At 64.1% G+C, this 26,649-nt stretch carries 22 protein-coding genes and 1 other RNA gene; 15 read left to right on the top strand and 8 right to left on the bottom strand.

Features of this window, described 5'->3' with window-relative positions:
• Positions 1 to 120 precede the first annotated feature (120 nt).
• The gene (locus B015_RS0115410; RefSeq protein ID WP_018428613.1) at positions 121 to 990 is read left to right on the top strand and encodes an NAD-dependent epimerase/dehydratase family protein; all 870 of its coding nucleotides are present in this window, start codon (positions 121 to 123) and stop codon (positions 988 to 990) included.
• A gap of 121 nt (positions 991 to 1,111) precedes the next feature.
• Here B015_RS0115410 and B015_RS0115405 read toward each other — a convergent pair whose 3' ends face one another.
• Together B015_RS0115405 and B015_RS0115400 are read right to left on the bottom strand one after the other, a co-directional pair.
• Complete coding sequence (locus B015_RS0115405; protein WP_018428612.1) at positions 1,112 to 2,332, bottom strand: lytic murein transglycosylase; 1,221 nt, start codon at positions 2,330 to 2,332, stop codon at positions 1,112 to 1,114.
• A gap of 191 nt (positions 2,333 to 2,523) precedes the next feature.
• Entirely contained in the window at positions 2,524 to 3,330 is an 807-nt protein-coding gene (locus tag B015_RS0115400; protein WP_018428611.1) for a GH25 family lysozyme, read from the bottom strand.
• A 232-nt stretch (positions 3,331 to 3,562) separates the two neighbouring features.
• On the opposite strand from B015_RS0115400, the gene B015_RS0115395 reads away from it, so the two are divergent.
• Positions 3,563 to 4,951, top strand: a complete 1,389-nt coding sequence (locus B015_RS0115395) for a serine hydrolase (RefSeq protein WP_026227320.1) — start codon at positions 3,563 to 3,565, stop codon at positions 4,949 to 4,951.
• Positions 4,952 to 5,048: 97 nt separating this feature from the next.
• Here the strand turns inward: B015_RS0115395 and B015_RS0115390 are convergent, their stop codons facing one another.
• Positions 5,049 to 6,443 (bottom strand): RtcB family protein, encoded by a 1,395-nt coding sequence (locus B015_RS0115390; protein ID WP_198292860.1) that lies wholly within the window; start codon positions 6,441 to 6,443, stop codon positions 5,049 to 5,051.
• A gap of 942 nt (positions 6,444 to 7,385) precedes the next feature.
• Positions 7,386 to 8,942, bottom strand: a complete 1,557-nt coding sequence (locus B015_RS0115385) for an RNA-binding protein (RefSeq protein WP_026227318.1) — start codon at positions 8,940 to 8,942, stop codon at positions 7,386 to 7,388.
• A gap of 207 nt (positions 8,943 to 9,149) precedes the next feature.
• Between B015_RS0115385 and rtcR the strand changes: the two genes are divergently transcribed.
• Positions 9,150 to 10,760: an RNA repair transcriptional activator RtcR gene (gene rtcR, locus B015_RS0115380; protein ID WP_018428607.1), complete on the top strand. Its 1,611-nt coding sequence runs from the start codon at positions 9,150 to 9,152 to the stop codon at positions 10,758 to 10,760.
• On the opposite strand, the gene B015_RS0115375 is transcribed toward rtcR, so the two are convergent.
• Together B015_RS0115375 and B015_RS0115370 are read right to left on the bottom strand one after the other, a co-directional pair.
• Positions 10,761 to 11,441 (bottom strand): class I SAM-dependent methyltransferase, encoded by a 681-nt coding sequence (locus B015_RS0115375; RefSeq protein ID WP_018428606.1) that lies wholly within the window; start codon positions 11,439 to 11,441, stop codon positions 10,761 to 10,763. It abuts the gene before it with no gap.
• Entirely contained in the window at positions 11,438 to 12,685 is a 1,248-nt protein-coding gene (locus B015_RS0115370) for a DUF3419 family protein (protein ID WP_018428605.1), read from the bottom strand. Before B015_RS0115370 ends, B015_RS0115375 begins: the two co-directional genes overlap by 4 nt.
• A gap of 233 nt (positions 12,686 to 12,918) precedes the next feature.
• On the opposite strand from B015_RS0115370, the gene B015_RS30940 reads away from it, so the two are divergent.
• Positions 12,919 to 13,206: a hypothetical protein gene (locus B015_RS30940; RefSeq protein ID WP_018428604.1), complete on the top strand. Its 288-nt coding sequence runs from the start codon at positions 12,919 to 12,921 to the stop codon at positions 13,204 to 13,206.
• An 82-nt stretch (positions 13,207 to 13,288) separates the two neighbouring features.
• On the opposite strand, the gene B015_RS0115360 is transcribed toward B015_RS30940, so the two are convergent.
• Positions 13,289 to 14,191 carry a DMT family transporter gene (locus B015_RS0115360; RefSeq protein ID WP_018428603.1) on the bottom strand — a complete coding sequence of 301 codons (903 nt, stop codon included), beginning with the start codon at positions 14,189 to 14,191 and terminating at the stop codon, positions 13,289 to 13,291.
• Between the two features lie 186 nt (positions 14,192 to 14,377).
• On the opposite strand from B015_RS0115360, the gene B015_RS0115355 reads away from it, so the two are divergent.
• The 4 genes from B015_RS0115355 (at position 14,378) to rnpB (ending at position 17,299) form a co-directional block, all read left to right on the top strand.
• Positions 14,378 to 15,097: a DnaJ family molecular chaperone gene (locus tag B015_RS0115355; protein WP_018428602.1), complete on the top strand. Its 720-nt coding sequence runs from the start codon at positions 14,378 to 14,380 to the stop codon at positions 15,095 to 15,097.
• The gene (locus tag B015_RS0115350) at positions 15,094 to 15,861 is read left to right on the top strand and encodes an N-acetylmuramoyl-L-alanine amidase (protein ID WP_018428601.1); all 768 of its coding nucleotides are present in this window, start codon (positions 15,094 to 15,096) and stop codon (positions 15,859 to 15,861) included. The genes B015_RS0115355 and B015_RS0115350 overlap by 4 nt, the downstream gene beginning before the upstream one ends.
• Before the next feature lie 196 nt (positions 15,862 to 16,057).
• A complete protein-coding gene (locus B015_RS0115345) occupies positions 16,058 to 16,717 on the top strand; it encodes a transglycosylase SLT domain-containing protein (protein WP_026227317.1) in 660 nt (219 codons plus the stop codon).
• Positions 16,718 to 16,902: 185 nt separating this feature from the next.
• Positions 16,903 to 17,299, top strand: an RNA gene (gene rnpB, locus B015_RS32295) — RNase P RNA component class A.
• A 233-nt stretch (positions 17,300 to 17,532) separates the two neighbouring features.
• Here the strand turns inward: rnpB and B015_RS0115340 are convergent.
• Positions 17,533 to 18,648: a cystathionine gamma-lyase gene (locus B015_RS0115340; RefSeq protein WP_018428599.1), complete on the bottom strand. Its 1,116-nt coding sequence runs from the start codon at positions 18,646 to 18,648 to the stop codon at positions 17,533 to 17,535.
• A 403-nt stretch (positions 18,649 to 19,051) separates the two neighbouring features.
• On the opposite strand from B015_RS0115340, the gene mraZ reads away from it, so the two are divergent.
• Genes mraZ through mraY form a run of 7 tightly spaced genes read left to right on the top strand, consistent with a single transcriptional unit; the run spans position 19,052 to position 26,649 of the window.
• Positions 19,052 to 19,510, top strand: a complete 459-nt coding sequence (gene mraZ / locus B015_RS0115335; protein ID WP_026227316.1) for a division/cell wall cluster transcriptional repressor MraZ — start codon at positions 19,052 to 19,054, stop codon at positions 19,508 to 19,510.
• Positions 19,507 to 20,523, top strand: coding sequence for a 16S rRNA (cytosine(1402)-N(4))-methyltransferase RsmH (rsmH, locus tag B015_RS0115330; RefSeq protein WP_018428597.1), 1,017 nt, complete (start codon positions 19,507 to 19,509; stop codon positions 20,521 to 20,523). Before mraZ ends, rsmH begins: the two co-directional genes overlap by 4 nt.
• Positions 20,524 to 20,526: 3 nt before the next feature.
• Positions 20,527 to 20,895 (top strand): hypothetical protein, encoded by a 369-nt coding sequence (locus B015_RS0115325; RefSeq protein ID WP_018428596.1) that lies wholly within the window; start codon positions 20,527 to 20,529, stop codon positions 20,893 to 20,895.
• A complete protein-coding gene (locus tag B015_RS0115320; protein ID WP_018428595.1) occupies positions 20,892 to 22,607 on the top strand; it encodes a penicillin-binding protein 2 in 1,716 nt (571 codons plus the stop codon). Before B015_RS0115325 ends, B015_RS0115320 begins: the two co-directional genes overlap by 4 nt.
• 53 nt (positions 22,608 to 22,660) lie before the next feature.
• Positions 22,661 to 24,112: a UDP-N-acetylmuramoyl-L-alanyl-D-glutamate--2,6-diaminopimelate ligase gene (locus tag B015_RS0115315; RefSeq protein WP_018428594.1), complete on the top strand. Its 1,452-nt coding sequence runs from the start codon at positions 22,661 to 22,663 to the stop codon at positions 24,110 to 24,112.
• Positions 24,109 to 25,542 carry a UDP-N-acetylmuramoylalanyl-D-glutamyl-2,6-diaminopimelate--D-alanyl-D-alanine ligase gene (locus B015_RS0115310; protein ID WP_018428593.1) on the top strand — a complete coding sequence of 478 codons (1,434 nt, stop codon included), beginning with the start codon at positions 24,109 to 24,111 and terminating at the stop codon, positions 25,540 to 25,542. The genes B015_RS0115315 and B015_RS0115310 overlap by 4 nt, the downstream gene beginning before the upstream one ends.
• Positions 25,543 to 25,566: 24 nt before the next feature.
• Positions 25,567 to 26,649 (top strand): phospho-N-acetylmuramoyl-pentapeptide-transferase, encoded by a 1,083-nt coding sequence (gene mraY / locus B015_RS0115305; RefSeq protein ID WP_026227315.1) that lies wholly within the window; start codon positions 25,567 to 25,569, stop codon positions 26,647 to 26,649.

Here is a 26,649-nt window from a genome sequence, read left to right as displayed (position 1 = left end):
ACAGCGAATAGGGAATAGTGAGCAGGGAAATGGGAGTAGCGGCTTGAATGGCCGTGGGGACGTTCCAATTTACGCACCTCACTACTCACTACTCACTACTCACTTCTCAAGGCCCTCCCCATGCGCGTTTTCCTTCTCGGCGGCACCGGTTTCATCGGGCGCCATGTCCTGCAGCGTCTCATCGAAGGCGGCCATGAGGTGATCGGCCTCGCTCGCTCCGAAGCGTCGGCTGAACGTCTCGTGGCGGCAGGCGCTGTGCCGCTGCTCGGGGACCTGCGGACACCGCGTGCATGGGTCGGCAAGCTTCCGCCCGTCGATGCCGTGATCCATGCGGCGGCCGATTTCGGCGACGACATGGGGCCGGTCGAGACGGCGCTGCTCGATGCGCTTTTGCCGGTGCTGGGCGCCATGCCAAAGCGGCCGCGCTTCGTCTATACCGGCGGCTGCTGGCTGTTCGGGGCGACGGGAGAGCGTGTGGCCACCGAAGACAGCGCTTTCGATCCGCTGCCGGCCTTCGGCTGGATGATCGACAACATGTGCCGCGTGCTGGAGGCGCCGGGCGTCGAAGGCGTCGTCATTCATCCGGCGATGGTCTACTCCGGCGAAGGCGGCGTGTTTTCGTCGTTCATGGACGCCCTGGGCGAAGGCCAGGCCGTCGACGTCATCGGCTCGCTCGATGTTGTCTGGCCGCTCGTCCATGCCGGCGACCTTGCCGATCTCTATCTGCTGGCCATGGAGCAGGCGCGGCCCGGTTCCGTCTACAACGGCTCGGCCATATCAGGCCTGACCCAGGGCGCGATCATATCAGGCGTGGCGGATTACCTGGGCGTGGAACGCCTGGAGATGCGTGTCGTCAGCGTCGACGAGGCTGCGGAGCGGCTCGGCGAATGGGCGCGCGGCTATGCCATCAGCCAACAGCTGAGCGGTGACAAGGCGCGCGCCGAGCTTGGCTGGAAGCCACGGCACGAGAGCGCTACGGCGTTGTTTTGAGAATGGCGAAGGGTGAATAGTGAGGTAGGGAATAGTGGGAAGTGGGAGTTTTCAACGGCAAGACGTCGTAATCCTTCCCTATTCCCTATTCCCTATTCCCTATTCCCTATTCCCTATTCCCTCAGAGATCCGCCAGCAGCTCGTCCGTCGGCCAGCCGTCGACCGGCAGCTTGAGGCGCATCTGTTCCTGGCGGATGGCTTCGCGGGTGTTGGTGCCGAGAATGCCGTCGATGCCGCCGACGTCATAACCCTTGTCGTGGAGCTTCTGCTGCAGGGCCTTCATGGCGTCGCCGGTGAGGCCTGCGTCCGGGTTGCCACGGTCGAAGGCGGGCTGGCCGGCGAGGCGGGCAGCGAGGTGGGCCGCCGTCAGCGTGTAGGTCGCCGACTGGTTCCATTCGAGATAGACGTCGTAGTTCTCGTAGGTGAGGAAGGCCGGGCCCTTGCGGCCCATCGGCAGCACCACGCCGGCCTTCAGGCCGTTGTCCTGCAGGGCCGATCCGTCGCGGTTGGTAATGCCCATCTTGGCCCAGTCGGCCAGCGGCAGCTTGTTGGTGCGGCCCGTCAGCGCCCAGTCCATCTCGGCGGGCACGCGGATTTCCTGAACCCAGGGCTCGCCGCGCTTCCAGCCGCGGGATTCGATCTTGCGGGCGGTGGTCAGGATGACGTCGGCCGGGCTGTTGCGCAGGTCGACGACACCGTCGCCGTCGCCGTCGACGCCGCGCGCCAGATAATCCGACGGCAGGATCTGGGTCTGGCCGATCTCGCCGGCCCAGGCGCCCTTGACGTCGGCGGGCAGGACGTTGCGGTCGATCAGGGTCATCAGCGGCACGATCTGCGGCCGGAACAGGTCGGGACGGCGACAGTCATGGGCAAGCGTGACGAGCGCGTTGAGCGAATTGAAATTGCCCTGGACGGCGCCGAAATCGGTCTCGAGCGCCCAGAAGGCGGCAACCACCGGGCCGGGCACGCCGTAGTCTTGTTCGCCCTTGGCGAAGTAGGTGCCGTATTTCTGGAGGTTCGCAGCACCATGCTTCAGCCGGTAGTCGCTGATCATGCGCTCTGAGAACTGGGTGAAGGTCTGCGAGAACACGCCCTGGGCGCGGTCGCGGTCGAGCACCTTCTGGTCAAGCGTCGCATTGGCGAGCGCCGACAATCCCTTTTCGCCGACGCCCGCAGTGCGGGCCTCGTTGGCAAGGTTCTGCTTCCAGGTGGCGAAGTCGTCGCCGCATTCCAGGGCTGCAGCGGTCGCGCCCTGGGGGACGGCGGCGGTGTCCTGGGCCGCCGCGGGCAGGGCGGCAGTGGCAAAAAGGATGGCGATCAGCGCCTTGCTCGGCAGTCTCATTGGGCAGGTCTCCTGCTTGGCCCGTCACGTCGAGCTTCGTGCCTTCGCAAAATGGCGAAATCAGGCTGACGGCCAAGTCATTGTCTTTGCCGGCCTTCTATAGAACCGGCGCGAGGGCCGCACCCCCTCTTCTTGTCGCATCTGCCATGCGAAATGTGCAGCCCGGCGGTGCAGACCGGGCGTCTGGAGTGCTACTTCGTGTTGGCGGCCAGCCACTTCTTCCAGTGGGTTTCGGTGCCGTTGAACACGTTGATGTCGGCATTGCCCCTGATGCCCGGCACGACGCCGGTTCCGGTGTACTGCCAGAAGGTGAAGGGATGGCTGCCATATCTCGATGACGGATGGCCAGCCACCGAGCGCAGCCAGTAGGGATAGCCTGTGAACGTCGACAGGTTGTTGTCCTCGAAGAAGTCGATCGAGGTGTAGATGACCGGCTTCTTGCCATAGTGCTTTTCGACGATGTCGAGGAAGATCTTCATCTCGCTGCGCACGGTGGCGGCTGCCGGCCTCAGCTTGCAGCTCGGCGACTGCGGGTTCCATTCCATGTCGAGGATGGGCGGCAGCGACGAACGCTCGTTGGGCACGTTCTGGATGAACCAGCGCGCCTGTTCGGCGGCAGGGCGGCAGAAATAGTAGAAATGATAGGCGCCGCGCGGCACGCCGGCCGACTTGGTGGCGCGCCAGTGCTCGTCGAAATAGTCGTCGACGCGGTCGCCGCCCTCGGTCGCCTTGATGAAGGCAAAGGAGATGCCGCTGTCCTTGGCCTGCGGCCAGTCGATCGAGGTCTGGTATTTTGATACGTCGGTGCCGTGGACGGCATAGGTCCAGGGCGCGCCGCTCTCCCACTGATGCGGGTCGCTGTCCTCGAAGCGCGGGTTCCTGACCGACACGTTGGACGCCGTGACCGTCGAGTTGCCGACGGGGGCGAGCGACAGCGTGTCCGCCGTCGAGCAGGCGCTGAGGAAGGCAAGCAGCAAGAGGGCCGAAGCGCGGCGCATCACGTCTCCCAGGGACCGGCACGGCCGATCGGAACGAGCATCTAAGGAGCCGACCTTGCGGTCAGGCAGATTTGTGATGGATCGCGGCTATATCCCACGCGGCCGCATATCCCCTCCCTGTCTTCGCCGATCATGGTTGATAAAGGGTTGATCGTGCTCGACAGCCTTCCCGATTTGCGTGAGGAATGACGGCAATTCCATGGCGAAAGCATGGTTCCCGGCGGAGGAAGCAATGCGCATTGTTGGCAAGATTATCAAATGGTTTGCGGCCCTTGTTGTCCTTGCGGTCGCCGCCTTGGCCGGCTGGCTCTATTTCGCGCCGCCGGCGCTGATCCGTGTCGGTTCGGGTTATGCCGCCAAGATCGTCTGTTCCAACGTCTTTGTTGCAGGGCGCGATGCCGGCCAGGTGCTGGCCGACGACGTGCAGGCGCCGGGCCATCCGCTGCTTCGGCTGATGTCGGTGAGTGTCGACAAGGAGGCGGGCACTGTGCGGGCAGGGCTGTTCGGCGTCTTCGGCCGGGGGCTTGCGGTTGCCCATGAAGGTGCCGGCTGCACGACCGTCCCCGACGGCGACCTTGCGGCTGCCAGGCTGGGTGCCGTGCCGGCAGCCCCTGCCGCCAACAAGGACGCGCTTTGGCCCGAAGGCGACAAGGTTGAGCCTTCGCAAGCGCCCGGGATCAACGCCATCCTCGACGATGCGGCGCTGGCCGGACCGGGCGTGCGAGCCGTCGTCGTGGTCCAGAACGGGCGCATCGTCGGCGAACGCTACGCCGAGGGGTTCAGCGCTGAGACACCGCTGCTCGGCTGGTCGATGACCAAGACGGTGACTGCGGCGATCATCGGCACGCTGGTCGGCGACGGCAGGATGGCGGTCGACAAGATCGGATTGCGCGATGCCTGGAAAGGCGACGGCCGTGCGGCGATCAGCCTCGCCGACCTGATGGCGATGTCGAGCGGACTGGAATTCAACGAGGACTATGGCGACGTCACCGACGTCACCCGCATGCTTTATCTCGAACCCGACATGGCCGGGTTTGCCGGAGGCAAGCCACTGGCGGGTGAGGTCGGCAAGGTGTTTTCCTATTCGAGCGGCACGACGGTGCTTTTGTCGCGCCTGTGGCAGGATGCGGTGGCCGATCCGGCCAAGGCGCTGGCCTGGCCGCGCGAGCGGCTGTTCGGGCCGCTCGGCATGTCGAGCGCTATCCTCGAGGCCGATGCGCGCGGCACATTTGCCGGCTCGTCCTACATGTATGCGACCGCCCATGACTGGGCCCGTTTCGGCCAGTTCCTTCTGCAGGACGGTGTCTGGAACGGCACGCGCATCCTGCCCGAGGGTTATGTCCGGTGGATGCGCGAAAAGGCGCCGGCCGCCACGCATGGCGAGTATGGCCGCGGGCAGCTGTGGCTGCAGGGACCGGAAGGCGGAACCCCGGTGGGCCAGAATCCCGACACCGGCTTCGACCTGCCTGCCGATACCTTCTGGATGCAGGGCCATGACGGGCAGACGGTGGCGATTGCACCGTCGGCCAATCTGGTGGTGGTCAGGCTGGGCCTGACGCCGTCAAAGCTGCACTACAAGCCGCAGGCGATGCTTGCGGCATTGATCGGCGCCATGCGCTGAGGTCTTGGCAACGGCCGATGCGAGGTTTTGGCATCAGATGACCGTCGAATGCGGATTGGCGAGTTCCGCATTCGACGTCGTATCCAGGGCGTCTGGATTATTCCTGGCGCGCCTGCCGCTTCTTGCGCCAGGGCGCGTCGGCCTGCCAGTCGCCGGCCATGATGCAGCCATATGGCAACACCTCGTCGACGACTTCCGCCAGGCCGTAGCGCTCGATCTGGCGTCGCACGGCGCTGGCGTTCTTGTAGGCGCTTGGCAACTCCGAGATATCGGTTCTTCCGGTGAAGAAGCGGGCGTCTATGCCCTTCGTCTCCGCGGCAAAGATTTCGGCGTCGCTTCGCCCGGCCTGCTGCCGCTTGTGCTGGGTGCGCGAGTAGTTTCGCCCCGCGCCGTGCGGCGAGAAGCCGAGCCCGTTGTCGGCATTCTTGCCGCGCACGATCAGCACTGGCTCTGCCATGTTGAGCGGGATCAGCGTCAGGTCGGTGGCATCGTGCGCCCAGCCGTCAAAGGCCGGTGTCGCGCCCTTGCCGTGGTAGAACAGGCCGTCCGAACGGCGGAAGACAAAGTTGTGTTCGTTCCAGAACCGGTCGGACACCCGCGCCGACAGCTTTTCGGCCGCCATGTCGTGGATGACCAGATGGTTGCCCTTGGTCCATTCGCGAATGGCCTGCAAAGCCTCCCAGTAGAGATCGCCCTCTGCCGTGTCGGCCGGAATCCACGCGTTCTGCGGCAAGGTTTCCGGCGACTTTTCCTGGCGCACCGCTTCGGCGATCTTCATGCCCTTGGTGTAAAGACGGGCGCCTGGCGCACGCGAGCCGTGATGCGTCACCAGCGCGGTCTCGCCGGTCGATTTGATCGTGCCGACAAAGGCGAAATGGTTGCCGTCGCCCTGCGTCCCGAAATGTTCGATCGCCGCACTCGTCGCGTCGCTCAACAGCCTGTTGGCTGCGAAGCGCTCGAGGATCGCTGCATCCGGACGCAGTTGCTGGCCACGCGGACGTCCGCCCGGTCCGAAATGCGTGATCGCGTGCACAGCGTCGAGCAATGCCGCCGGAGCCACGCCGGGAAACACCGAGATGGCCATGGAGCAGCAGATGTCGGCCGAGTGCATGCCCGGATGTATGGCCTCAGACACGGCAATGCCGCCGACCGGAATGGTGCCCAGCGGTCCCGCCGGGCAGGCATCGGGCATGATCGCGCCGGTGCGCACCACAGGGGTGCGCATCAGCGCCTGCATGCTGGCGGCGACAGCGTCGATGTTTGCCTGCTCATCGGGCGTTTCAGCCTCGATGTTGAGGTGGAACGGGATCGCGCCGGACGCGTGCAAAGGCACAGTCGGCGGCGGCGCGAAGCCGAGCGCGATCTGGAGGGCGTCGGCATGCGATCCCCCCTTGTCCAGCAGTTCGTTGGCTGCAGCGAGGGCGGGCGCGAACCATTTGCCCTGGCGCATGCCGGCGTCGATCAAATCCTGTCCGCTCAGTACTTCTTTCATGTCAGTTGCTTTCAAACTGGCCGCGGCTGCGGCCGAATTGCATTGGGACGACACGCGGATGTTCAGGAAAGCAAGGCTTTCAACGTTCAGCCTTCCGTCACCCGCACGATGCGCCGCCTCCATTGCGGCCTCACTTCATTCGCTCATTTGCCAACACAGCAGACGACAATCATTTGCCGGACTTCCGCCTGTCCGGTGAAGGACAGACGGGGTGGGATCGAACCACCCAGCACCAGATGTAGTCCCGCAGGCATTCGACCTGCCGTGTCTCGACCGGCGACAAGACGGCAGGACGAAATCTGAGCTACTTTCGTTCCCAGGCAACTTGCCTGGAGATCGAAGGGGTGGCTTGAACACCCGACCTCCCCAGTCTTTCGACGTGGGCGCTCTATCCTGTAGTCCGGCCTGCATTCGCCAATTCGGTTCGGACGCGGCGACAAAATAGGATGAAACTCCGGGGTCCCGCTCGTGCCAGAGAGCGCATGCAATTGGTGAGGAGTCGAACCTCACGGATTTCCCGATCTAGATGCTGTAGTTCCATCCGGCATTCGCCGCGTCCGTGTTTTCAAGATGTGACGACAAAAAGTCTTGAAACGTTCTCTTCTGCTCTACCGCTGAGCTACGGTCCCATGGTGTCGGGATCGGCGGGGATCGAACCCGCGACACGAAGTGTGGATGTAGTTTCAAAAGCATTCGTCACGCCATCTGTTTTCTTCCTTTTCCGTTGCCGTTCGTTGCCGGATGCGCTGGCCATGACGACAAGAGTGATGAAACTTCACCTTTCGGTGACACCTGCTCTATCCGCTGAGCTACGGGTCCATGGTGGAGGACCCGGCGGGATTCGAACCCGCGACCCGGAGGTTTCTGACCTGTAGTTCCATCGGCATTCGTCATGCCCCCGCGTTTCCGTGCTCCCGGCGACAGGTGCCGCCGGGAGCGTGATCAAAGTTCGGTGGCGTCGATCGTTTGGACCCAATGGTCCGGATCGCCATTCGCCGACATTGCGCCGATCACCGCAAAGACCTGGTCGGAGAAGCCCCCGATGTTGAGTACATCCGGTCCTCCCCAAGCCTGGGTCGTGGTGTTCGGCTGGATGTCGATGCAGACCAGCCTGGCCTCAGGATTGTCCTGCTTCAGCCTGCGCCAGTTCTGCATCGTTGCCGTGCCGTGATGCGTTCGTGCCCGATCGTCCAGCCAGGATTCGTTGTCCGATATGAACACCATCAGGTCGACCTTGGCCCGCTGCTTCACCAGCCTGGCAAGCGGCGCCGAACAGTTTGTCCCCCCACCACCTATCGCCGCGAGCTTCTGTGCGTTGGTCATTACCGTATCGCGAGCGTTGAGATGGATGTCCACCACATCGCCCTCGAAGGGCAGGACCCTGGCGTTCGGGTTGCGCCGCAGCAGTGCGGCGGCCACCAGGGCAGCCACATCGATGCAGCGCACCGCCGTCGTCGAGCCCTTGCGGTATCCGGTCACGGGAGACCCCATGGAACCGGAGACATCAGGGCAGACGACGACATTCCCCTCGATGGCTGGAACATTGGCGATCGCCAGTTCCATGGCATCCTGCAAGGCATCCCGGATCACCGGCGGCACGCCGGGGACGAGATTGTTGACCGCCACCATCAACTGGTAGGGGAACACCCGCGACCGACTTACCTCACCCTTGTCGCTCAGGCGCCTGGCCAGCTTTTCCGCGAACCCTTCCACCTCGAACACGCCGTTGCGCGCAAAGGTGTTGAGGTTCTGCCGCAGCATCTGCCAGCCGGCCGTTTCCGCGATCTGTACCCAGTGCTCCCTGGTCAGCGGCACCGAAGTCAGCATCTGGAACGGAACAGCCGGCAAGGGCTGCGAGGGGTTACGCTTGAACGCCTCGAAAGCCTTCGCCACGTCAGGCAATGCGTCGACATCGTGCGGCTTGCCGATGAGGTAGCCATAAAGAGCCTCACGCGATGCCGAGACCGGCTTCGGGTGAACCATCTTGATGACGTCTGCCAATGACGGGTCGTTGCCGACGGCCGCACGCATGATTTCGACGTCGGCGGCCTGCTCCAGCCATTTCTGCACCAGCCGCTTGGGACGCGTGCCCAGGGACTTGCGCCCCGTCGCTCCTGAGCGCATGACCTGCACGAAGTTGCGCAGCATCTTGCCGTTCCTGACGATGCGACCGAAGGCGCGCTCGAACTCGTTGCCCTGCATCTGTGACAGGACGGCGAGAAGCAGAGCGGGCATGTCCTTCATGTAGCCGCGTTCGAAAGCATGCACCGCAGTCTTGGCCAGAAAGTCCGGCTCGACCTGCCAGGCAAGCTTGAGAACCTCGTCCAGCTGCTCCCGCGCATCGGCATAGAAGGTCGCGTTGAACGTTCCCGTCGATGCCAGCTGTGCCAGCGCCTGGTGCGGCGTCAGGCCGTAAGCCTGGGCGCCCTCATGGTTCCTGGCGTCGGCGCGCGGGAGCAGCTTTCCCGCTATCGTCGCAAACACGGATTTGTTTGCCATCTCTTTCATCCCTCTGTTCACGCAAACTACATTTCAAGTCGCGTGCCAGTTTGCCAAAGAGGCGAGGAACCACCTGACGATTTTTGCTAACTTATTGAAAATAAACAAAACAAAGTTTTGAAGTGACGAATGTCGATCGAAGTGGTTGTAGGAGGTCGTGGCATTCTGATATCCATTTGGATACAGGATTAGACAAATGGATAAGATATGCGGCGTCGTGTAGCCATCGGAATTCTCGGAACCACGCTTGATGTCGGTGGCCGCGAGGATCGCTGGCAGCGCTGGCGCCCCACCGTGGCGCTGTGCCAGCAGCCGGGGCTGTTCATCGACCGGCTGGAGCTGGTCCACGATGCCCATTCGGCCGGCCTGGCGAAGCAGGTCATTGCCGATATCGGGCAGGTGTCGCCGGCGACCGAAGTCCGCCAGCATGTGATCGCCATGAAGGATCCCTGGGACTTCAGCGAGGTCTATACCGGCCTGCGCGAATTCGCTCATGCCTATCCGTTCGATCCAGAGCGCGAAGACTATCTCGTCAACATCACCACCGGCACGCATGTGGCGCAGATATGCTGGTTCCTCTTGACCGAAGCACGGTTCATTCCGGGGCGGCTGCTGCAGTTGTCGCCGCCGAGGCGGGGAGAGCCGAGGGCCGATTCCTCCGGTGACCATTCGATCATCGATCTCGACCTCTCGCGCTACGATGTGATTGCGACGCGTTTCCAGGCGGAACGAAACGAGGCGACTTCATTTCTGAAATCCGGCATCGCCACCCGCAATGCCGCCTTCAACCAGATGATCGAACGGATCGAGAAGGTGACGATCCGTTCGCGTGCGCCGGTGCTGCTGACGGGGCCGACGGGAGCGGGCAAGTCGCAGCTGGCGAGGCGAATCTACGAGCTGAAGCAGGCGCAGCGGCAGGTGTCGGGCGCCTTCATCGAGGTCAATTGCGCGACCCTGCGCGGCGATCAGGCGATGTCGACGTTGTTCGGCCATGTGAAGGGCGCCTTCACAGGCGCGCACAACGAGCGCGCCGGCCTGATGAAGTCGGCCGACAAAGGCGTTTTGTTTCTCGACGAGATCGGCGAACTTGGGCTGGATGAGCAGGCGATGTGCCTGCGCGCCATCGAGGAAAAGCGTTTCCTGGCGGTTGGCGCCGACAAGGACACGACATCCGATTTCCAGCTGCTGGCGGGAACCAACCGGGATCTTTCGATCGGCGTCCGTGAAGGGCGGTTCCGCGAGGATCTTTTCGCCCGTCTCAATCTCTGGACGTTCCAGTTGCCTGGGCTTGCCGATCGCAAGGAGGACATCGAACCCAATCTGGACTTCGAACTGCGCCGGTTCAGTGAGCGCGAGGGCCAAAATGTGACCTTCAACAAGGAGGCCCGCGCGCTTTATCTGGCCTTCGCCATGGCGCCTGAGGCTTCCTGGAGGGCGAATTTCCGCGACCTGTCGGCTTCGGTCACCCGCATGGCGACGCTGGCGCCGCAAGGGCGGATCAATGAAGAAACCGTGCGCGACGAGATTGCCGGCCTCACCGGATTGTGGCGTGCCGGTTCTGGCATCGATGCGTCGGACGATGTTTTGAGGGACGTGCTGGGGGCGGATGAAGCGGACAGTCTCGACCTTTTCGATCGCGCGCAGTTGGCGGCGGTGCTGAAGGTCTGTCGTGAAAGCAGTTCGCTCAGCGCGGCCGGCCGCGAATTGTTCGCGCAGTCGCGCAAGCTGAAGACCAGCGGCAACGATGCCGACAGGCTGCGCAAATATCTTATGCGCTTCGGCCTGAGCTTCGAGGCGGTCGCTTCCTCCCAGCGCTGATCAGCGCGGCGCGCCGAGCGGCAGTTCCTGCATGCCGATGACGGCGAGCCAGGCGTAGCCGCGATAGAGCGGGGTGAAGCGGCAGTCGCGTCCGGCTTCCCGTGCCTGTCGCGACGCCTCCCGGGCGAGGCTTTCGCGCGGGGTGACGTGGAATTTGGCGAGCCAGCGGTGCAGCAGGCCGCGGAACCAGCCGGGCAGCCGCTCCTGCTGGCCGAAATCGACGATGTGCAGCGAGCCATTGGTTGCAGCGAGACCGGCGGCGATCGTGCTCTCCCAGCCGGGGATCATCGACAGCGAATAAGACACGAACACGCGGTCGAAGCTTTTGCGCGCAAACAGCGCCTCGGCATCGAAAGCGGTGGCGTCTGCCTGGGCGAGCGTGATCCTGTCCTGCAGGCCGGCCTTGGCGATTGCAGCGCGCGCAGTGACCAGCATCTCGGCCGAGATGTCGAGCCCGTAGAAATGCGCCTCGGGATAGCGACGGGCCGCGAGGATCAGGTTGCGGCCGGTGCCGCAGCCGAGCTCGAGCACCGTGCCGCCAGGCGGCGGCGCGAGTTCCCCGATCATGCGGTCGCGGCCGAGCAGGTAGTATTTGCGGGTCAGGTCGTAGATGTGGCGCTGGTGCCGGTAGACCTGGTCCATCAGGCCGGAATGGCCGACCGAAAGCTCCGGCGCGCTCATGCGGGCTTCTTCACATAGAGGTGGAAGCCGCCATAGATCGCCGAGCGGTCGCGGGCGGTGTAGTGCAGCGACTGGTCCGCTTCGTAGTGCCACTGGCCGAGCAGGGCAGGCGACAGCCGGCCGGGCAGCAGGCTGGGCTCGGCGGCGGTGCGGAAGATGACGCGGGCGCCAGCTGAGGCGGTGCGGGTGATCTCCGCCCACAGCGCGTTGAGCTGGGCGTCGCTCATCCAGTCCTGGGCGTCGAGAAGCACGTAGCGGTCGACCGAGCCGGCGTCCTTGGCGGCGAGATGCTCGGTGAAGTTGGCGTGGTGGACTGCCACGCGGTCGGCATTGGCGCGGATCGTGGCGTAGTTCGCCTGGTCGAGATAGGCGGGCAGGGCTGCCTCGCCCGGCTTGGGATAACGACGGGCAAAAGCCTGCCAGGCGAAATAATTGTCTTCCAGCGGGAAGTCGCAGGCGAGTTTTTCGAGCCGCGTCCTGAGCACGCCGGCCATCGAGCCGTCGCCTGAGGTCAGCAGCGAGTCGTATTGTGCCGGCGGAATGCCGAGGCCGAAAAGCGACGACTTGCGCGAGGTGACGAAGCGCAGCAGGCGGCGCTCGAACACCGGCGCCAGCCTTTCGTCGAAGAAGCGGCGCTGCTCTGCGCGGCCGCGGGCGATCATGATCTCGGCCGGGTTGACGCCGTAAAGCTTGGCGACGCGATGGCCGGCGGCGATGAACAGGCCGAGCAGGCCGGTCTTGTAGAAATTGCCGTCGAAGGTGGCGATGCGGCGCTTGCCGCGCCAGTTGCGGCTTTCCCAGTAAGTGCGGCTGGCCGCGTCGAGATTGGGGGCGATGAAGCGGTCATAGGCATGCGAGTTGTGGCCGATGCCGGCCTCGCCGAAAAAGCGGAACAGATCGGCCTGCGAGGGCAGGTGGCGGACGGCGGCCAGCTTCATCTTGTTGAGGGCGATGTGAGCGCCGTTGAGGTCGACGGCGTCGATCCGGGCCGGCGAGCGGGTCAGGTAGGCGAGGATGTTGCAGCCGCCCGAGGCGATGGTGACGATGCGGTGGCCCTCGGCGAGCTCCATGGCCTCCATGTCGACATCAGGGTCTTCCCAGATCTGCGGATAGACCAGGCCCGAGAACAGAAGGGCAAAGAGCCGTTCGGAAAGGCCTTCCTTCGAAAGGGCGCGGTTCTGGTAGACCGCCTTTCCAACCTTCTTGCCGCGACGAAAGACAAGTTCTCCGGAAACGTCGGTCATGGAAATGCGATTCCCCGCTTCGTTGTTGGGCGCAGCGGGTAACGCACCGGCATGACAGCGCGGTGACGGGCGCATGACGCGGCTGCGACATACTTCGATCGGGGCTTCGATCGGGCCCCGATCCGGGCTCTGATGTGACATGGCGACACCGAACGTGAAGCAACCCATCCGGAGCCGGAGCATTCTTTCCCCGACGGCCCGCCTGTCGGGCGCATCAGCGAAGGAGATACATCATGAAGAAACTCATTCTCGCGTCGGCCGCCGCCGTAGCACTTCTGACCGTTGCGGCATGCAGCGACAGCACGGACAAGACGACGACGCAGAGCGTCGAGCAGCCTTCGGCGACACAGCCTGCGCCGATGACGCCGGCGCCTGCGACGCCTGAGGTAGCCAAGCCGCCGGCAACCGACAACACGACCACGCAGAGCATCACGCCTTCACCCGATACCGGGTCGGGCACGATGCAGAACAGCGAGCCGATGCAGCCCAAGCCGGTCGAGCCGGCAGCCCCCGCGCAGTAATTCGGCGGGAGGAGGAGAGGCCGGAGCAGATGCTCCGGCCTCTTTCATTGGGGCCGGCCGCTTGCATTCTCTTTCGGGAAGGTCAGCGCGAAACGCGCGCCCGCCTGCCCAGGGCGACGATGGCGATGACGCCCAGGGCGAACAGCAGCGTATGTGCGCCGACATGTTCGCCAAGCAGGAAAGCGGAGATCGCCAGCGTGACGAAGGACTGCAGCAGCTGAACCTGGCTGACGCGGGCAATGCCGCCCATACCGAGGCCGACGTTCCAGGCGAAGAAGCCGAGGAACATCGAGCCGAAACTCAGATAGAAGAATGAAAATGCCTGTGCCGGGGAAGCATTGGCGAATTCAGGATGCCAGCTCCACAACGCTCCGGGGATCGAGACTGGCGCTGTCAGGATCAGCGACCAGCAGATGACCTCCCAACCGGGCACGCGGCGCGACAGCTTGCCTGACACGACATAACCAAGGCTCGCCGACAGCGCCGCGAGGAACAGGAACAGGTCGCCGCTTGAAAGCTGCATGCCGTTGTCGCTGATGGCGAAGGTGACGACGAGAGCCGCACCCGCCACGCCGCAAACCCAGAACAACGCCGATGGCCGCTCGCCGCCGATGATGGCGGCAAAGATGCTGGTGGTCAGCGGCAGGACGCCGAGAACCACCCCGCCATGCGAGGCAGGCACAGTCTGCAAGGCGATGGATGAGAAGATCGGGAAGCCGAAGACCAGAAGCAGGCCGGCGAGGAACAAGGCCGGCGCATCGCCTTTCGGAAACCGCCTGCGCAGGATCAGGAGCAGAAGGGCTGCGGCGAGAGAGGCCATGGCGGCGCGGCCATGGGTGACGAACCATGGCGAAAAATGTGTCAGGGCGACACGCGTTGCCGGCAAGGTGCCGCCGAAAATGACGACGCCGAGCGTGCCAAGCGCCAGGCCGATCGTCTCGCGCGATATGGCTGAGCCGGTTTGGGTGGTGTTGCGTGCATCCATGGGCGCAAGGGTTAGCGGGCCTCGGCGCTTACGTCGCGGAATTTCCGTTGGTCCAGAATTTTGGTCCAGATCTACTTCGGTCGGATCTGCTTCGGCCAGATCGTTTTCAGAGTGTTGCCGACAAAAGTTATGCCTGCGGTACGAAGCCGTCTCGCATTTGCGAAGGTTTCATCCTAAGAAGCGGCCATGTCGATTTGGGACCGTCTCGGCGATTTCATTGCGCGTATCTCGGTGTCTGCCGCCAACGGCGTCGCCGATGTCGTGGAGGCCGTGCGCACCGTATTCTCGGGCGATGCGGAAACGCGCCGCCGGGTGGCGTTCTCAGTGGCGATGATCGCCCTGTCAGCCAAGATGGCGAAGGCCGACGGCGTGGTCTCGCAGGCCGAGATCAGGGCCTTCTACGAAATATTCGCGGTGCCGCCGGAGCATGCGCGCGATGTGGCGCGGCTCTACGAGATCGCCCAGCAGGACGTCGCCGGCTTCGAGTTCTATGCCGAGCGCATGGCCAAGCTCTGCGGTTCCGGGCATGCCAATTGCGGCATGCTGGAGGACATTCTCGACGGGCTGTTCCATATCGCCAAGGCCGATGGGCTGATGCATCAGTGCGAAGGCTCGTTCCTGCACAAGGTGTCGCAGATCTTCCGCATCGACGAAGTGCATTACCAGACGATCCTGGCGCGTCATCTCGATCTCGGCGACGCCGACCCGTATCGCGTGCTGGGCATCGAGCGCGGCAAATCCTTCGAGGATGTGCGCAAGCACTATCGCAAGCTGGTCGCCAACAACCATCCCGACAAGCTGATCGCGCGCGGTCTGCCCGAAGAGTTCATTCGCATCGCAACGACCCGCATTGCTGCGATCAACGCCGCCTACGAGATGATCGAAAGGGGGCTCCGGCACGCATGAGCGGTTTCCTGCCTGATCATCCGCATGCCGAGGTGAGGGTTTCGCCCAACTTCGGACCGCGGCGCGACGGCATGAGACCCAACATGATCGTGCTGCACTATACCGGCATGGAGACCGGCGACGGCGCTGAAGCCTGGCTGTGCAATCCGGCAAGCGAGGTGTCGTCGCATTACCTCGTCCACGAGGACGGGCGGATCGTGCAGATGGTGCGCGAGAGCGACCGAGCCTGGCATGCCGGCAAAAGCTCCTGGCGGGGCCTGACCGACGTGAATTCGGCATCGGTCGGCATCGAGATCGTCAATCCGGGGCACACGCTCGGCTATCGCCGCTTTCCCAAGCGCCAAATGCAGGCAGTGGCAAGGCTTTGCCAGGGGATCATCGCCCGCCATGCGATCGTGCCGGAACGTGTCCTTGCCCACTCGGATGTGGCGCTCGGCCGCAAAATCGACCCGGGCGAACTGTTCCCGTGGCGCAGTCTGCACGGTTCGGGCATCGGTCATTGGGTCGCACCTTCACCACGTCGCGGGCACGACACGCTGCGTCCCGGCGACGCCGGGGATGCGGTCGAGGAGCTGCAATCGATGCTCGCGCTCTATGGCTACGGCGTCGAAATCACCGGCCAGTTCGACCCGCAGACAGCAGTAACTATCCAAGCTTTTCAACGACATTTCCGGACAAGCTGCGTTGACGGGGTGGCCGATCGGTCGACGATTTCGACGCTGCGCCGGCTGCTTGCCGCACTCCCCGATGGGCTTGACGACTAGTTCAGGTTGATTCGACAAGGTTACAACCTGTCACCCAATGTGAATTGCCCGGACATTTTTCCCGCCAGTTCCCTCGGCAAATGCATCGCCGTGCAAGGCGCCGGCTAAATCCTGTCAACGCTCCGAAGAGAGCTCCCGGCGTCAGGAAGGGATGCTGCGCGATCATTTCGCGCGGCCTGTCGAGAACAAGGATAACATGAAGTATTTGACCGTTGTTGCGGTGGCTGTTGCCGCCGGCCTGACTTCTTTTGCCGCAAACGCCCAGGGCGGCGCTGTCAAGGCCTCGAAGACGATCATCACCCAGAGCAAAAAGACCGCCAAGATCGAAGAGAAGAAGGCAGACGAATGCCCCTATCTGTTTGGCTGCTCCAAGAAGGCTGAAATCGACACGTTCACCACTGCGTCCATCGCCGGCAAGGGCGCCAGGAACATCAAGGACCAGGCCGCGAAGGCTGCAAACGCAGCCACGACGACCAGGGCAAACGGCAAGCCTTATGGCGAGATCGTCGCCCGCTACGCATCCGCCTACGGCGTTCCGGTTTCGCTGGCGCATGCCGTCATCAGCGTCGAGAGCAACTATCGTCCGAACACGCGTGGCCGGGCTGGCGAAATCGGCCTGATGCAGATCAAGCCGGCGACGGCGCGCATGATGGGCTACAGCGGCTCGTCCAAGGGCCTGTTCAACCCGGAGACCAACATCAAGTTCGGCATGCTCTATCTTGCCAAGGCGCATGAACTGAGCGGCGGCACCACTTGCGGAACGATCCTGAAGTACAATGCCGGCCATGGCGCCAAGCGCATGAACCCGGTTTCCGCGGCCTATTGCAAGAAGGTCCAGGCCCGCATCGGCGGCTAGAGTGCGGTGCGCCCGAACGGGCGCACAAAGTTCGCTTCAAGTGCTTGAAACTACGCATCGTGCTTTCCGAAAATCGGTTCCGATTTTCGGGCCGATGCGCCGATACCCGATGGAGCCTGGCGGCTCGTGCGACAGGCGAACGTTTTCGTTTGCCTTTTGCCGCGCGAACCCTTTTATACGCCCTGCCAGCTGGCCGGGCGGCCGCACGCGCAATTGTCGAAAGGCAGCGCGTGAGGAAAGTCCGGGCTCCATGGATACACGGTGCCGGTTAATGGCCGGCGGGGGCGACCCCAGGGAAAGTGCCACAGAAAGCAAACCGCCGCGGTTTCCGCGGTAAGGGTGAAAGGGTGGGGTAAGAGCCCACCGCGCGACTGGCAACAGGAGCGGCACGGTAAACCCCACCGGGAGCAAAACCGAATAGGGGTGGTGCGAGGGGAAACCCTCAGGGCTGTTTCCGGCTCACCGCCCGGGTAGGTTGCGTGAGGCGCATGGCAACATGCGTCCAAGAAGAATGGCCGCCACGTTTCCGTGCCGCAAGGTGCGGGGGCCATACAGAACCCGGCTTATAGGCCAGCTGGCGCTGCCTTTCTGCTGCATGTTCAGGGCGTTCGGGTGCTTTCCGCGCATTTCGAATCAAGCGCCGGGCCGGCTTTCGGTCGGCGCATCGCTTGGAAATCCTGTGGAACCAACCGCATTCCAGCCCGGCCGGTCGTGCGATGAGCCCGGGGACGGCACAGTCTGTTGCAGACGGGCGCGTTGACATCCTGCAAGGCCGTTGCGACATCCCGGCAGGCGACATGTCGCGCTGGCGGCTGTCAGCCGCCCAGCCGGTCCAGCGATGCCTTCATTGCCGCCCAGAGTTCCTCCACCGGCTCGCAGCCGACCGACAGCCGGACGAAGCCCGGCGTAACGGCATCGCCGCGGCGCAGCCGGCGTTCGGCGACGGTGTGCACGCCACCGAAGGAGGTGGCTGCGTGCATCAGCTCGCAGCCATTGATGAAGTTTTCCGCCCGTTCTTCCGAGCCCAGGTCGAAGCTGATGAGGAAACCGAAGCGATCCATCTGGACACGCGCCAGATTGTGCGAGGGATCGCCCTCAAGGCCGGGAAAACGCAAGGCGGAGACCGCAGGGTGGGCCTTGAGGCGCGGGGCGAGAATCTCGGCCGACGAGCACATGCGATCGAAGCGCATTTCCAGTGTTTCCAGTCCGCGATGCACGAGCCATGCCTCGAACGGACCGGGGATGCCGCCGGCATTCTGGCGCCATTCGGTGACGGCGGCAATGATCTCGGGGCTGCGGCTGGCGACATGGCCGAACAGCACGTCGGAATGGCCGTTGGGCGCCTTGGTGTCGGCGGCCACGACGATGTCGGCGCCGAGGTCGAGGGGGCGCTGGCCGAACGGCGTCATCGTGGTGTTGTCGACGATCAGCAGGCCGCCTGCCGCATGCACCGCGGCGGCGACCGCTTCGATGTCGCAGATGTCGAGCGTCGGGTTGGATGGGCTTTCGATGAAGACGAGGCGATAACCCTCGAAGCTGCCATCAAGAAAGGTCGCCGTCGGGCGGACGTCGGTCTTGACGCCGAAGGCGCCGAGGAAGCGGTCCGCCAGGATGCGCGTCGTGTGGTAGCCGTCGGAGGCGACGAGGATGCGGTCGCCGCTCTTGAGCAGGGCGAAGAAGGCTGCCGAAATTGCCGCCATTCCTGAAGGAAAGCCGACGCAGGGCGCGCCTTCGAGATGTCCAAGCATCTCTTCGGTAGCCGACCAGTTGGCGTTGCTGAAACGTCCATACTGATTGTGGCCGGTGGCGTCGCCGGGTGCGTGGTAGATCGAGGCCATGGTCAGCGGAACCGGGATCGGATCGCCGACCGACAGCTTCGAACGGCGCAGGTGGGCGAGGGTTGCGGCGCGGGCCTTCATGGTCTCGGACATGATCTGCGGTCTCTCCCTGGCAGTCAGAAGACGCCTCAACGCTAGGCCCCAGGTGCTTGCGCGGCAAGATGAAAAGCCACTCCTGCATTATGCCACGTAAGACTTCGTTAGCCTTAAGGGATCATAAAAATCGGGATGCCGCGAAAGGCCCCGAAAGGGTGGTTGCGACGTCGTTGTGTGCCCAGTTCCCGTTGACGCCCATATTGGCCCATGATATCCCAAATCGGTAACCATGATTTCGTTTCAGTAAAGGGTAGGGCGTTCGCCGGACCGGTAGCCGCGGCGGCTGCGGGTCGCGACCTATTTGCTGACTGCAGGGATTTTCAGGGCTTGCGATTTTGGCCGGACCATCAGGGTTCGGCCGTGACGACGAGGGGCGCGGCCGCAACGGCCGGATCAAGCGATGGACCGGTTTCTCTCGAGTGCGGTGAACAGGATCGATGCGAAGGGGCGGGTCTCCGTTCCGGCGCATTTCCGTGCCGTATTGCAGAAGCGCGGCTACCAGGAACTCTATGCGCTGAGGGCGCTGGACGTTCCGGCGCTGGATGTCGGCGGGCTCGATCTTCTCGACCGCTACGAACAGCGCATCGCGCAAGAGGATCCATTCCTGCAGACGGCGGACGACATGTCCTTCTTCGTGCATGGCGACAGCACTTTCCTGAAACTCGATCAGGATGGGCGTATCTCGGTCTCGGATTTCCTGCGGGAGCATACGGGCATCACGACCGATGTGGCCTTTGTCGGTCGCGGACAGTTTTTTCAGATGTGGGAGCCGGAGCGGCTGCGCGCCTATGGCGCGGACGTGCGTGCCCGGCTTTCGAAGCTTCGGCAGGGGACGAAGCCTGGGGAGCAACCGGAATGATGGCAGGCCACGGCGACGACCATCTCGCTGACGGCGGACCGGCCCGCCACATTCCGGTTCTCCTCGCCGAAGTCCTTGCGGCGCTTCATCCGGCTGAGGGCGAAGTGCATGTCGATGGCACTTTTGGCGCTGGCGGCTACACCAGGGCGATCCTGCAGACGGGCGCTTCGGTTGTCGCCATCGATCGCGATCCTGATGCGATCGCTGCAGGCAGGGCGCTCGAAAGCCAGTCCGGCGGCAAGCTGCGGCTGGTTCAGGCGCCGTTCTCCAGCCTCGACGAGCATGTCGACCAGGTCGATGGCGTCGTGCTCGACATCGGCGTTTCGTCCATGCAGCTCGATCAGGCCGAGCGCGGCTTTTCCTTCCGCGCCGACGGCCCGCTGGACATGCGCATGGCGCAGGCCGGCGCCAGTGCCGCCGACGTGGTCAACCGTTTCAAGGCGGGCGATCTCGCCCGCATCTTCGGCTTCCTCGGCGAGGAGCGTCATGCCGGCCGTATCGCCCGTATGATCGAGAGCCGCCGCGACAAGCGCCCGTTCGAACGCACGCTCGACCTTGCCGACGCCATCGAGACGCATATCGGGCGCGCGCCCAAGGACAAGATCCATCCGGCGACGCGCGTGTTCCAGGCGCTGCGCATCTACGTCAATGACGAGCTGGGCGAACTGGCGCGGGCGCTGTTTGCTGCCGAGCGCGCGCTGAAGCCCGGCGGACGCCTCGTCGTGGTGACCTTCCATTCGCTCGAGGACCGCATCGTCAAGCGCTTCATCACCGACCGTTCGAGCGCGCCGTCGCGGTCGCGCTACATGCCGGAACTCGAGGTGATTGCCACCACCTTCACCAAGGCTGGCGGGGCGGTGGGCCCAAGCGACGCCGAGACTGCCATCAACCCGCGTGCCCGTTCGGCCAAGCTGCGGGCTGCCGTGCGCACCGCCGTTGCGCCGCGCGGCGAAGACTTTTCCATCTTCGGACTTCCGAAGCTCCCCGACGTCGGTCAGTCGGGAGAAAGGTGAACCATGTTCCGCACCAGCGACATAATCCTGATCGCCGCGATGGTCGGGGCCGCGGCCTTCACCTACCAGACCAAGCATGAGGCCGAGAACCGGCTCGAGGCGGTGCGCAAGATCGAGGCGCAGATCCGCTACGAGGAAGACACCATCGACCTGCTTAAGGCCGACTGGAGCCTTCTGACCCAGCCGGCGCGGCTTCAGAAGCTCGCCCAGGCCTATCAGTCGGAACTGAAGCTGGACCCGGTGGATGCGCGCCAGATCGTCAATCTCAAGGACCTGCCGGTTCGTGAACTGACGATCGAGGACCTGACCCGGACCGGCGGCATGGCCGCAGCAGGCACCGACCAGACCGTTACCGGAGGCATCGCTCGATGATCGGCTTGTTCGGCAGGAAGCGCATCAAGGTCAAGACCGAGACCGCGATCGTCGTCGACAGCGCCCGCAAGGCGACCGGCGGGCGAACGCGCAACCGCGTCATCATGACGATGGCCGTGTTCTTCGGCATCTACGCCACCATTGCCGGGCGTCTCGTCTATCTCGGCATGCTCGACCCCGATACATCGGCCGGGCCGGAATCCCGCATCACCGCCTCGCGCCCCGACATCGTCGACCGCAACGGCGAGGTTCTTGCCACCGACATCAAGACGGCCTCGCTGTTTGCCGAGCCGCGCCGCATCGTCGACGCCGACGAGGCCATCGAAAAGCTGTCGACGGTGCTGCCCGACCTCAATGTCGAGCAGACCTACAACAAGCTGAAGAGCGGTACGGGCTTCGTCTGGCTGAAGCGCCAGCTGACGCCGAAGCAGCAGGCCGAGATCATGGCGCTCGGCATTCCCGGCATCGCGTTCCGCACCGAAAAGCGCCGCTTCTATCCGGGCGGCGAGACGACGTCCTACATCGTCGGCCTGACCAATATCGACAACAAGGGCATTTCCGGTCTCGAGAAGTATATCGACGACCAGGGCCTTGCCGACCTGCAGGCCTCGGGCCTTGCGGTTGCCAAGGACCTCAAGCCTGTCCGTCTGTCGATCGACCTGCGCGTCCAGCACATCGTGCGCGACGAGATCCAGGCGGCGATGGAAAAGTACCGCGCCGTGGCTGCCGGTGCTGTCGTGATCAACGTCAAGACAGGCGAAATCCTCGCCATGGGCTCGGTGCCCGACTTCGATCCCAACAATCCGTTCAACGCCCAGGACAAGGACCGGCTGAACCGCATGTCGGCCGGCCTGTTCGAGATGGGCTCGACCATCAAGAGCTTCACCACGGCAATGGCGCTGGATTCGGGCAAGATGTCGCTCAACAGCACCGTTGATGCCAGCCGCCCGCTGACCATCGGCCGCCAGACCATCCGCGACTTCCACGGCAAGGGCCGGGTGCTGACGGTGCCGGAAGTGTTCATCTTCTCGTCCAACATCGGTTCGGCCAAGGAGGCCGACGTCGTCGGCATCGAGGGACACCGCGAGTTCCTCAAGCGTCTCGGCCTGCTCGACCGCCTGCAGACCGAGCTTCCGGAATCGGCGCGTCCCACCGAGCCGAAGGTCTGGAAGAAGGTGCACTCGATCACCGCTGCGTTCGGCCACGGCTTCTCGACGACGCCGCTGCAGACGGCAGCCGGTGCGGTCGCGCTGATGAATGGCGGCCGCTACATGATACCGACCTTCCTGCCGCGCACCCTAGAAGAGGCGATGGCCGTCTCGACCAAGGTGGTGAGCGACCAGACCAGCGCCGACATGCGCTATCTCTATAACCTGAACGCGACGGCCCCCGGTGGTTCCGGCAAGCGCGGTACGGTTCCCGGTTATCGCGTCGGCGGCAAGACCGGAACGGCCGAAAAGGTCGTCAACGGGCGCTATTCGAAGGAAAAGAACTTCAACGCCTTCCTCGCTGCCTTCCCGATGGACGATCCCCAATATCTGGTGCTGACCATCATCGACGAACCGAAGATGGAAGGGTCCACCCGTTCGGCCACGGCCGGCTTCACTGCCGCGCCGATGGTGTCCAACATTATCCGGCGTTCGGCGTCCCTGCTTGGCGTAAAGCCAGAATTCGGCCAAGAAGGTGCGGCAACGCTGGCTTCCTACCCTTGATTCCATGGGCGCGCCTGCGGGGCGCGCCAATTGTTTGTAGCGAACGGACCTCAATGAAACTGATAGACCTTGCCGGTGTCCTGCCTGTCGATGGGCTCAATCCCAACGATGTAGAGGTGAGCGGGGTGTCGTCGGATTCCAGGCAAGTCGTGCCCGGAACCGTGTTTTTTGCCGTTGCCGGCAGCAAGGCCGATGGCGCCGCCTATGCCGGGGATGCCGCCAGGCGCGGTGCGCTGGCCGTCGTGGCTGCCAGGGGCGCCGAACTCGGCTCCATCGGCGTGCCGGTGATTTCGGTCGACGATCCGCGCCAGGCGCTGGCGCTCAGCGCCGCCAAGTTCTTTGGCCGCCAGCCCGAAACCATGGTGGCCGTGACCGGCACCAGCGGCAAGACGTCGGTCGCAGCCTTTACCCGCCAGATCTGGGAGCGGGCGGGTTATGCCGCTGCCAGCATCGGCACGACGGGCGTCGTCGCGCCGGGCCGCAACGAATACGGCCAGCTGACGACGCCGGATCCGGTGGCGCTGCACAGGCTGTTGGCCGAACTTGCCAATGCAGGCGTGACCCATGCGTCGATGGAGGCTTCAAGCCACGGCCTCGACCAGCGCCGGCTGGATGGCGTTCAGCTCGCCGCCGCAGGCTTCACCAATCTCGGTCGCGACCACATGGATTACCATCCGACGGTCGAGGATTACCACCGCGCCAAGCTGCGCCTGTTCGACACGCTGCTGCCCAAGGGCGCGCCGGCGGTGATCTTTGCCGACGATGCCTGGTCGCAGCCGACGGTCGACGCGGCCCGCGCCGCAGGTCTCAAGGTGCTGACGGTCGGACGTCATGGCGATTTCCTCAGCCTCAAGCGCGTCGAGCATGAACGCCATCGCCAGCGCGCCGAAATCGAATGCGGCGGCACGATCTATGAGATCGACCTGCCGCTGGCCGGCGACTTCCAGGTTGCCAATTCGCTGGTGGCGGCAGGCCTCGCGATTGCGACGGGCACCGATGTCGCCAAGGCACTGTCGGCGCTCGAGCATCTCAAGGGGGCGCCGGGCCGTCTCGACCTCGTCGGCACTACGTCTTCGGGCGCCCCCGTCTATGTCGACTACGCCCATAAGCCCGATGCGCTGGAGAATGTGCTCGCCTCGGTGCGGCCGTTCACGACCGGCCGCGTCGTCGTGGTGTTCGGCTGCGGCGGCGACCGCGACCGCGGCAAGCGGCCGATCATGGGCGAGATCGCGACCCGACTGGCCGACATCACGATCGTCACCGACGACAATCCGCGCTCCGAGGTGCCCGAGACCATCCGCGCCGCCATCATGGCTGCAGCACCCGGCGCCATCGAGATCGGCGACCGCCGCAAGGCGATCCATGAGGCGGTGGCGCTGCTGCGCGAGGGCGACACGCTGATCGTGGCCGGCAAGGGCCATGAAGAGGGCCAGACCGTCGGCTCCGAGACGCTGCATTTCTCCGACCATGAAGAAGTGCGCAAGGCGCTCGGAGAGGCTGCATGAGCCTGCTCTGGACCTCCGAGGCTCTCGTCGAGGCGACGGGCGGCAGGCCGCTGGGCCAGATGCCCGAGGGCATATCGGGCATTTCCATCGACAGCCGCACTCTGAAGCCGGGCGAAGCGTTCTTCGCCATCAAGGGCGAGGCGATGGACGGCCACGACTTTGCCACCGCAGCCGTCAAGGCCGGGGCAGGGCTGCTGATCGTCGCCGAAGGCAAGCTGCCGGCACTGGGACGGCTGACCGCGCCGATGATCGTGGTGCCCGACGTGCTGGTCGCGCTCGAAAAGCTCGGCATCGCCGCGCGGGCGCGCTCGCGGGCCCGGATCGTCGCCGTCACAGGTTCGGTCGGCAAGACCAGCACCAAGGAAGCCCTGCGCCACGGGCTGTCCTCGGTCGGCAAGGTGCATGCCTCGGTTGCGTCGTTCAACAACCATTGGGGCGTGCCGCTGACGCTGGCGCGCATGCCCGCCGACAGCGACTACGCCGTGTTCGAGATCGGCATGAACCATCCGGGCGAGATCAGCCCGCTGGTGCGCATGGTCCGCCCGCATGTCGCGATCGTCACCTTGATTGCCGCAGCGCATCTTGGCTTCTTCCGCAGTCTCGACGAGATCGCCAAGGCCAAGGCCGAGATCTTCGAAGGCGTCGAACCTGGCGGTGCTGTGCTGCTCAACCGCGACGACGGCCGCTTCAAATTGCTCGAAAAGCTGGCCCAGACTGCCGGCGTCGAGGATATTCTCGGCTTCGGCGAGGATGCGAAGGCCGAGTATCGCCTGCTGAAATGCACGCTCGAGGCCGATCACTCGATGATCGTCGCCCGTATCGGTGGCCGCGATATCCAGGCCCGCATCGGCGCGCCCGGCCGCCATATCGTCCAGAATGCGCTGGCCGTGCTTGGTGCGGCGCATCTGTGCGGCGCCGACGTGCCGACGGTGGCGACCGCACTCGCTTCGATGTCGGCCGAAAGCGGGCGCGGCAAGCGCCACCTGCTGCAACTGCCTGACGGTCCGGTGACGCTGATCGACGAAAGCTACAACGCCAATCCGGCATCGATGAAGGCTGCGATCGAGCTTCTGGACGCCACGCCGGTGTCCGGAAACGGCCGCCGCATCGCGGTGCTTGGCGACATGCTGGAGCTGGGCGACCATTCGGCCAAGTTGCATTCCGGCCTCGCCGACCTTATCAGCTCAACGCGCACCGACCTTGTGCTCATGGCCGGGCCTGAAATGAAGGCGCTCGCCGATACGCTGCCCGAGGGGATCAGGGCCGAGTATCGCAGCGGTGTCGAGGACCTGAAGCCGCTTCTGCTTGAAACGCTTCGGCCCGGCGATGCCGTCATGATCAAGTCGTCGAAAGGCATCGGCTTTTCGCGCCTGGTCGAGGCGATGATCAAGACTTTCCCGGCTCATGCCGGCAACACCACACAGACCTGACCGGGTCTCGGGGGACGGATACGTATGCTAACTTTGCTTGTCGATTTCGCGGACAAGGTGTCGTTCTTCAACGTCTTCCGCTACATCACCTTTCGAACCGGCGGCGCGCTGATCACCTCGGCGCTGATCGTCTTCATCTTCGGGCCGGCGATCATCAACGCGCTGCGCCTGAGGCAGGGCAAGGGCCAGCCGATCCGCGCCGACGGCCCGCAGACCCATTTCAAGAAAGCCGGCACGCCGACCATGGGCGGCCTGATGATCCTTTGTGGCATCATCGGCTCGACGCTTTTGTGGGCCAACATCGCCTCTGTCTATGTATGGGTGGTGCTGTTCGTCACGCTCGGCTTCGGCGCCATCGGCTTTTATGACGACTATCTCAAGGTCACCAAGCAATCGCATCTCGGCCTGTCCGGCAAGGCGCGCCTGGGCATCGAATTCGTGATCGCCGGCATCGCCGCCTGGATCATCATGCACAACGGCCAGGCGCCGTTCTCGTCGTCGCTGACCTTCCCGTTCATCAAGGACCTGCTGCTCAATCTCGGCTGGTTCTTCATTCCGTTCTCCTGCTTCGTCATCGTCGGCGCCGGCAACGCGGTGAACCTGACCGACGGCCTCGACGGTCTCGCTATCGTGCCGATCATGATCGCGGCAGCATCCTTCGGCGTGATCGCCTACCTCTCGGGTAACGCCGTCTTCGCCGAATATCTGCAGATCCACTTCGTGCCCGGCACCGGTGAGCTTGCCGTCATCCTTGGCGCGGTCATCGGTGCGGGCCTCGGCTTCCTGTGGTTCAACGCGCCGCCCGCCGCCATCTTCATGGGCGACACCGGCTCGCTCGCACTTGGCGGTCTCATCGGCACGGTTGCGGTCGCCACCAAGCACGAGATCGTCATGGCTATCGTCGGCGGCCTGTTCGTGATGGAGGCGCTGTCGGTCATCATCCAGGTCGGCTTCTTCAAGATGACGGGCCGGCGCGTCTTCCTGATGGCGCCGATCCACCACCATTTCGAGAAACTGGGGTGGACCGAAAGCCAGGTCGTCATCCGCTTCTGGATCATCGCCGTCATCCTGGCGCTGATCGGTCTTTCCACCCTCAAGCTGCGCTGA

Source organism: Hoeflea sp. 108, from assembly GCF_000372965.1.
Classification (GTDB): domain Bacteria; phylum Pseudomonadota; class Alphaproteobacteria; order Rhizobiales; family Rhizobiaceae; genus Aminobacter.
This window is presented reverse-complemented; position numbering and strand designations above follow the sequence as displayed.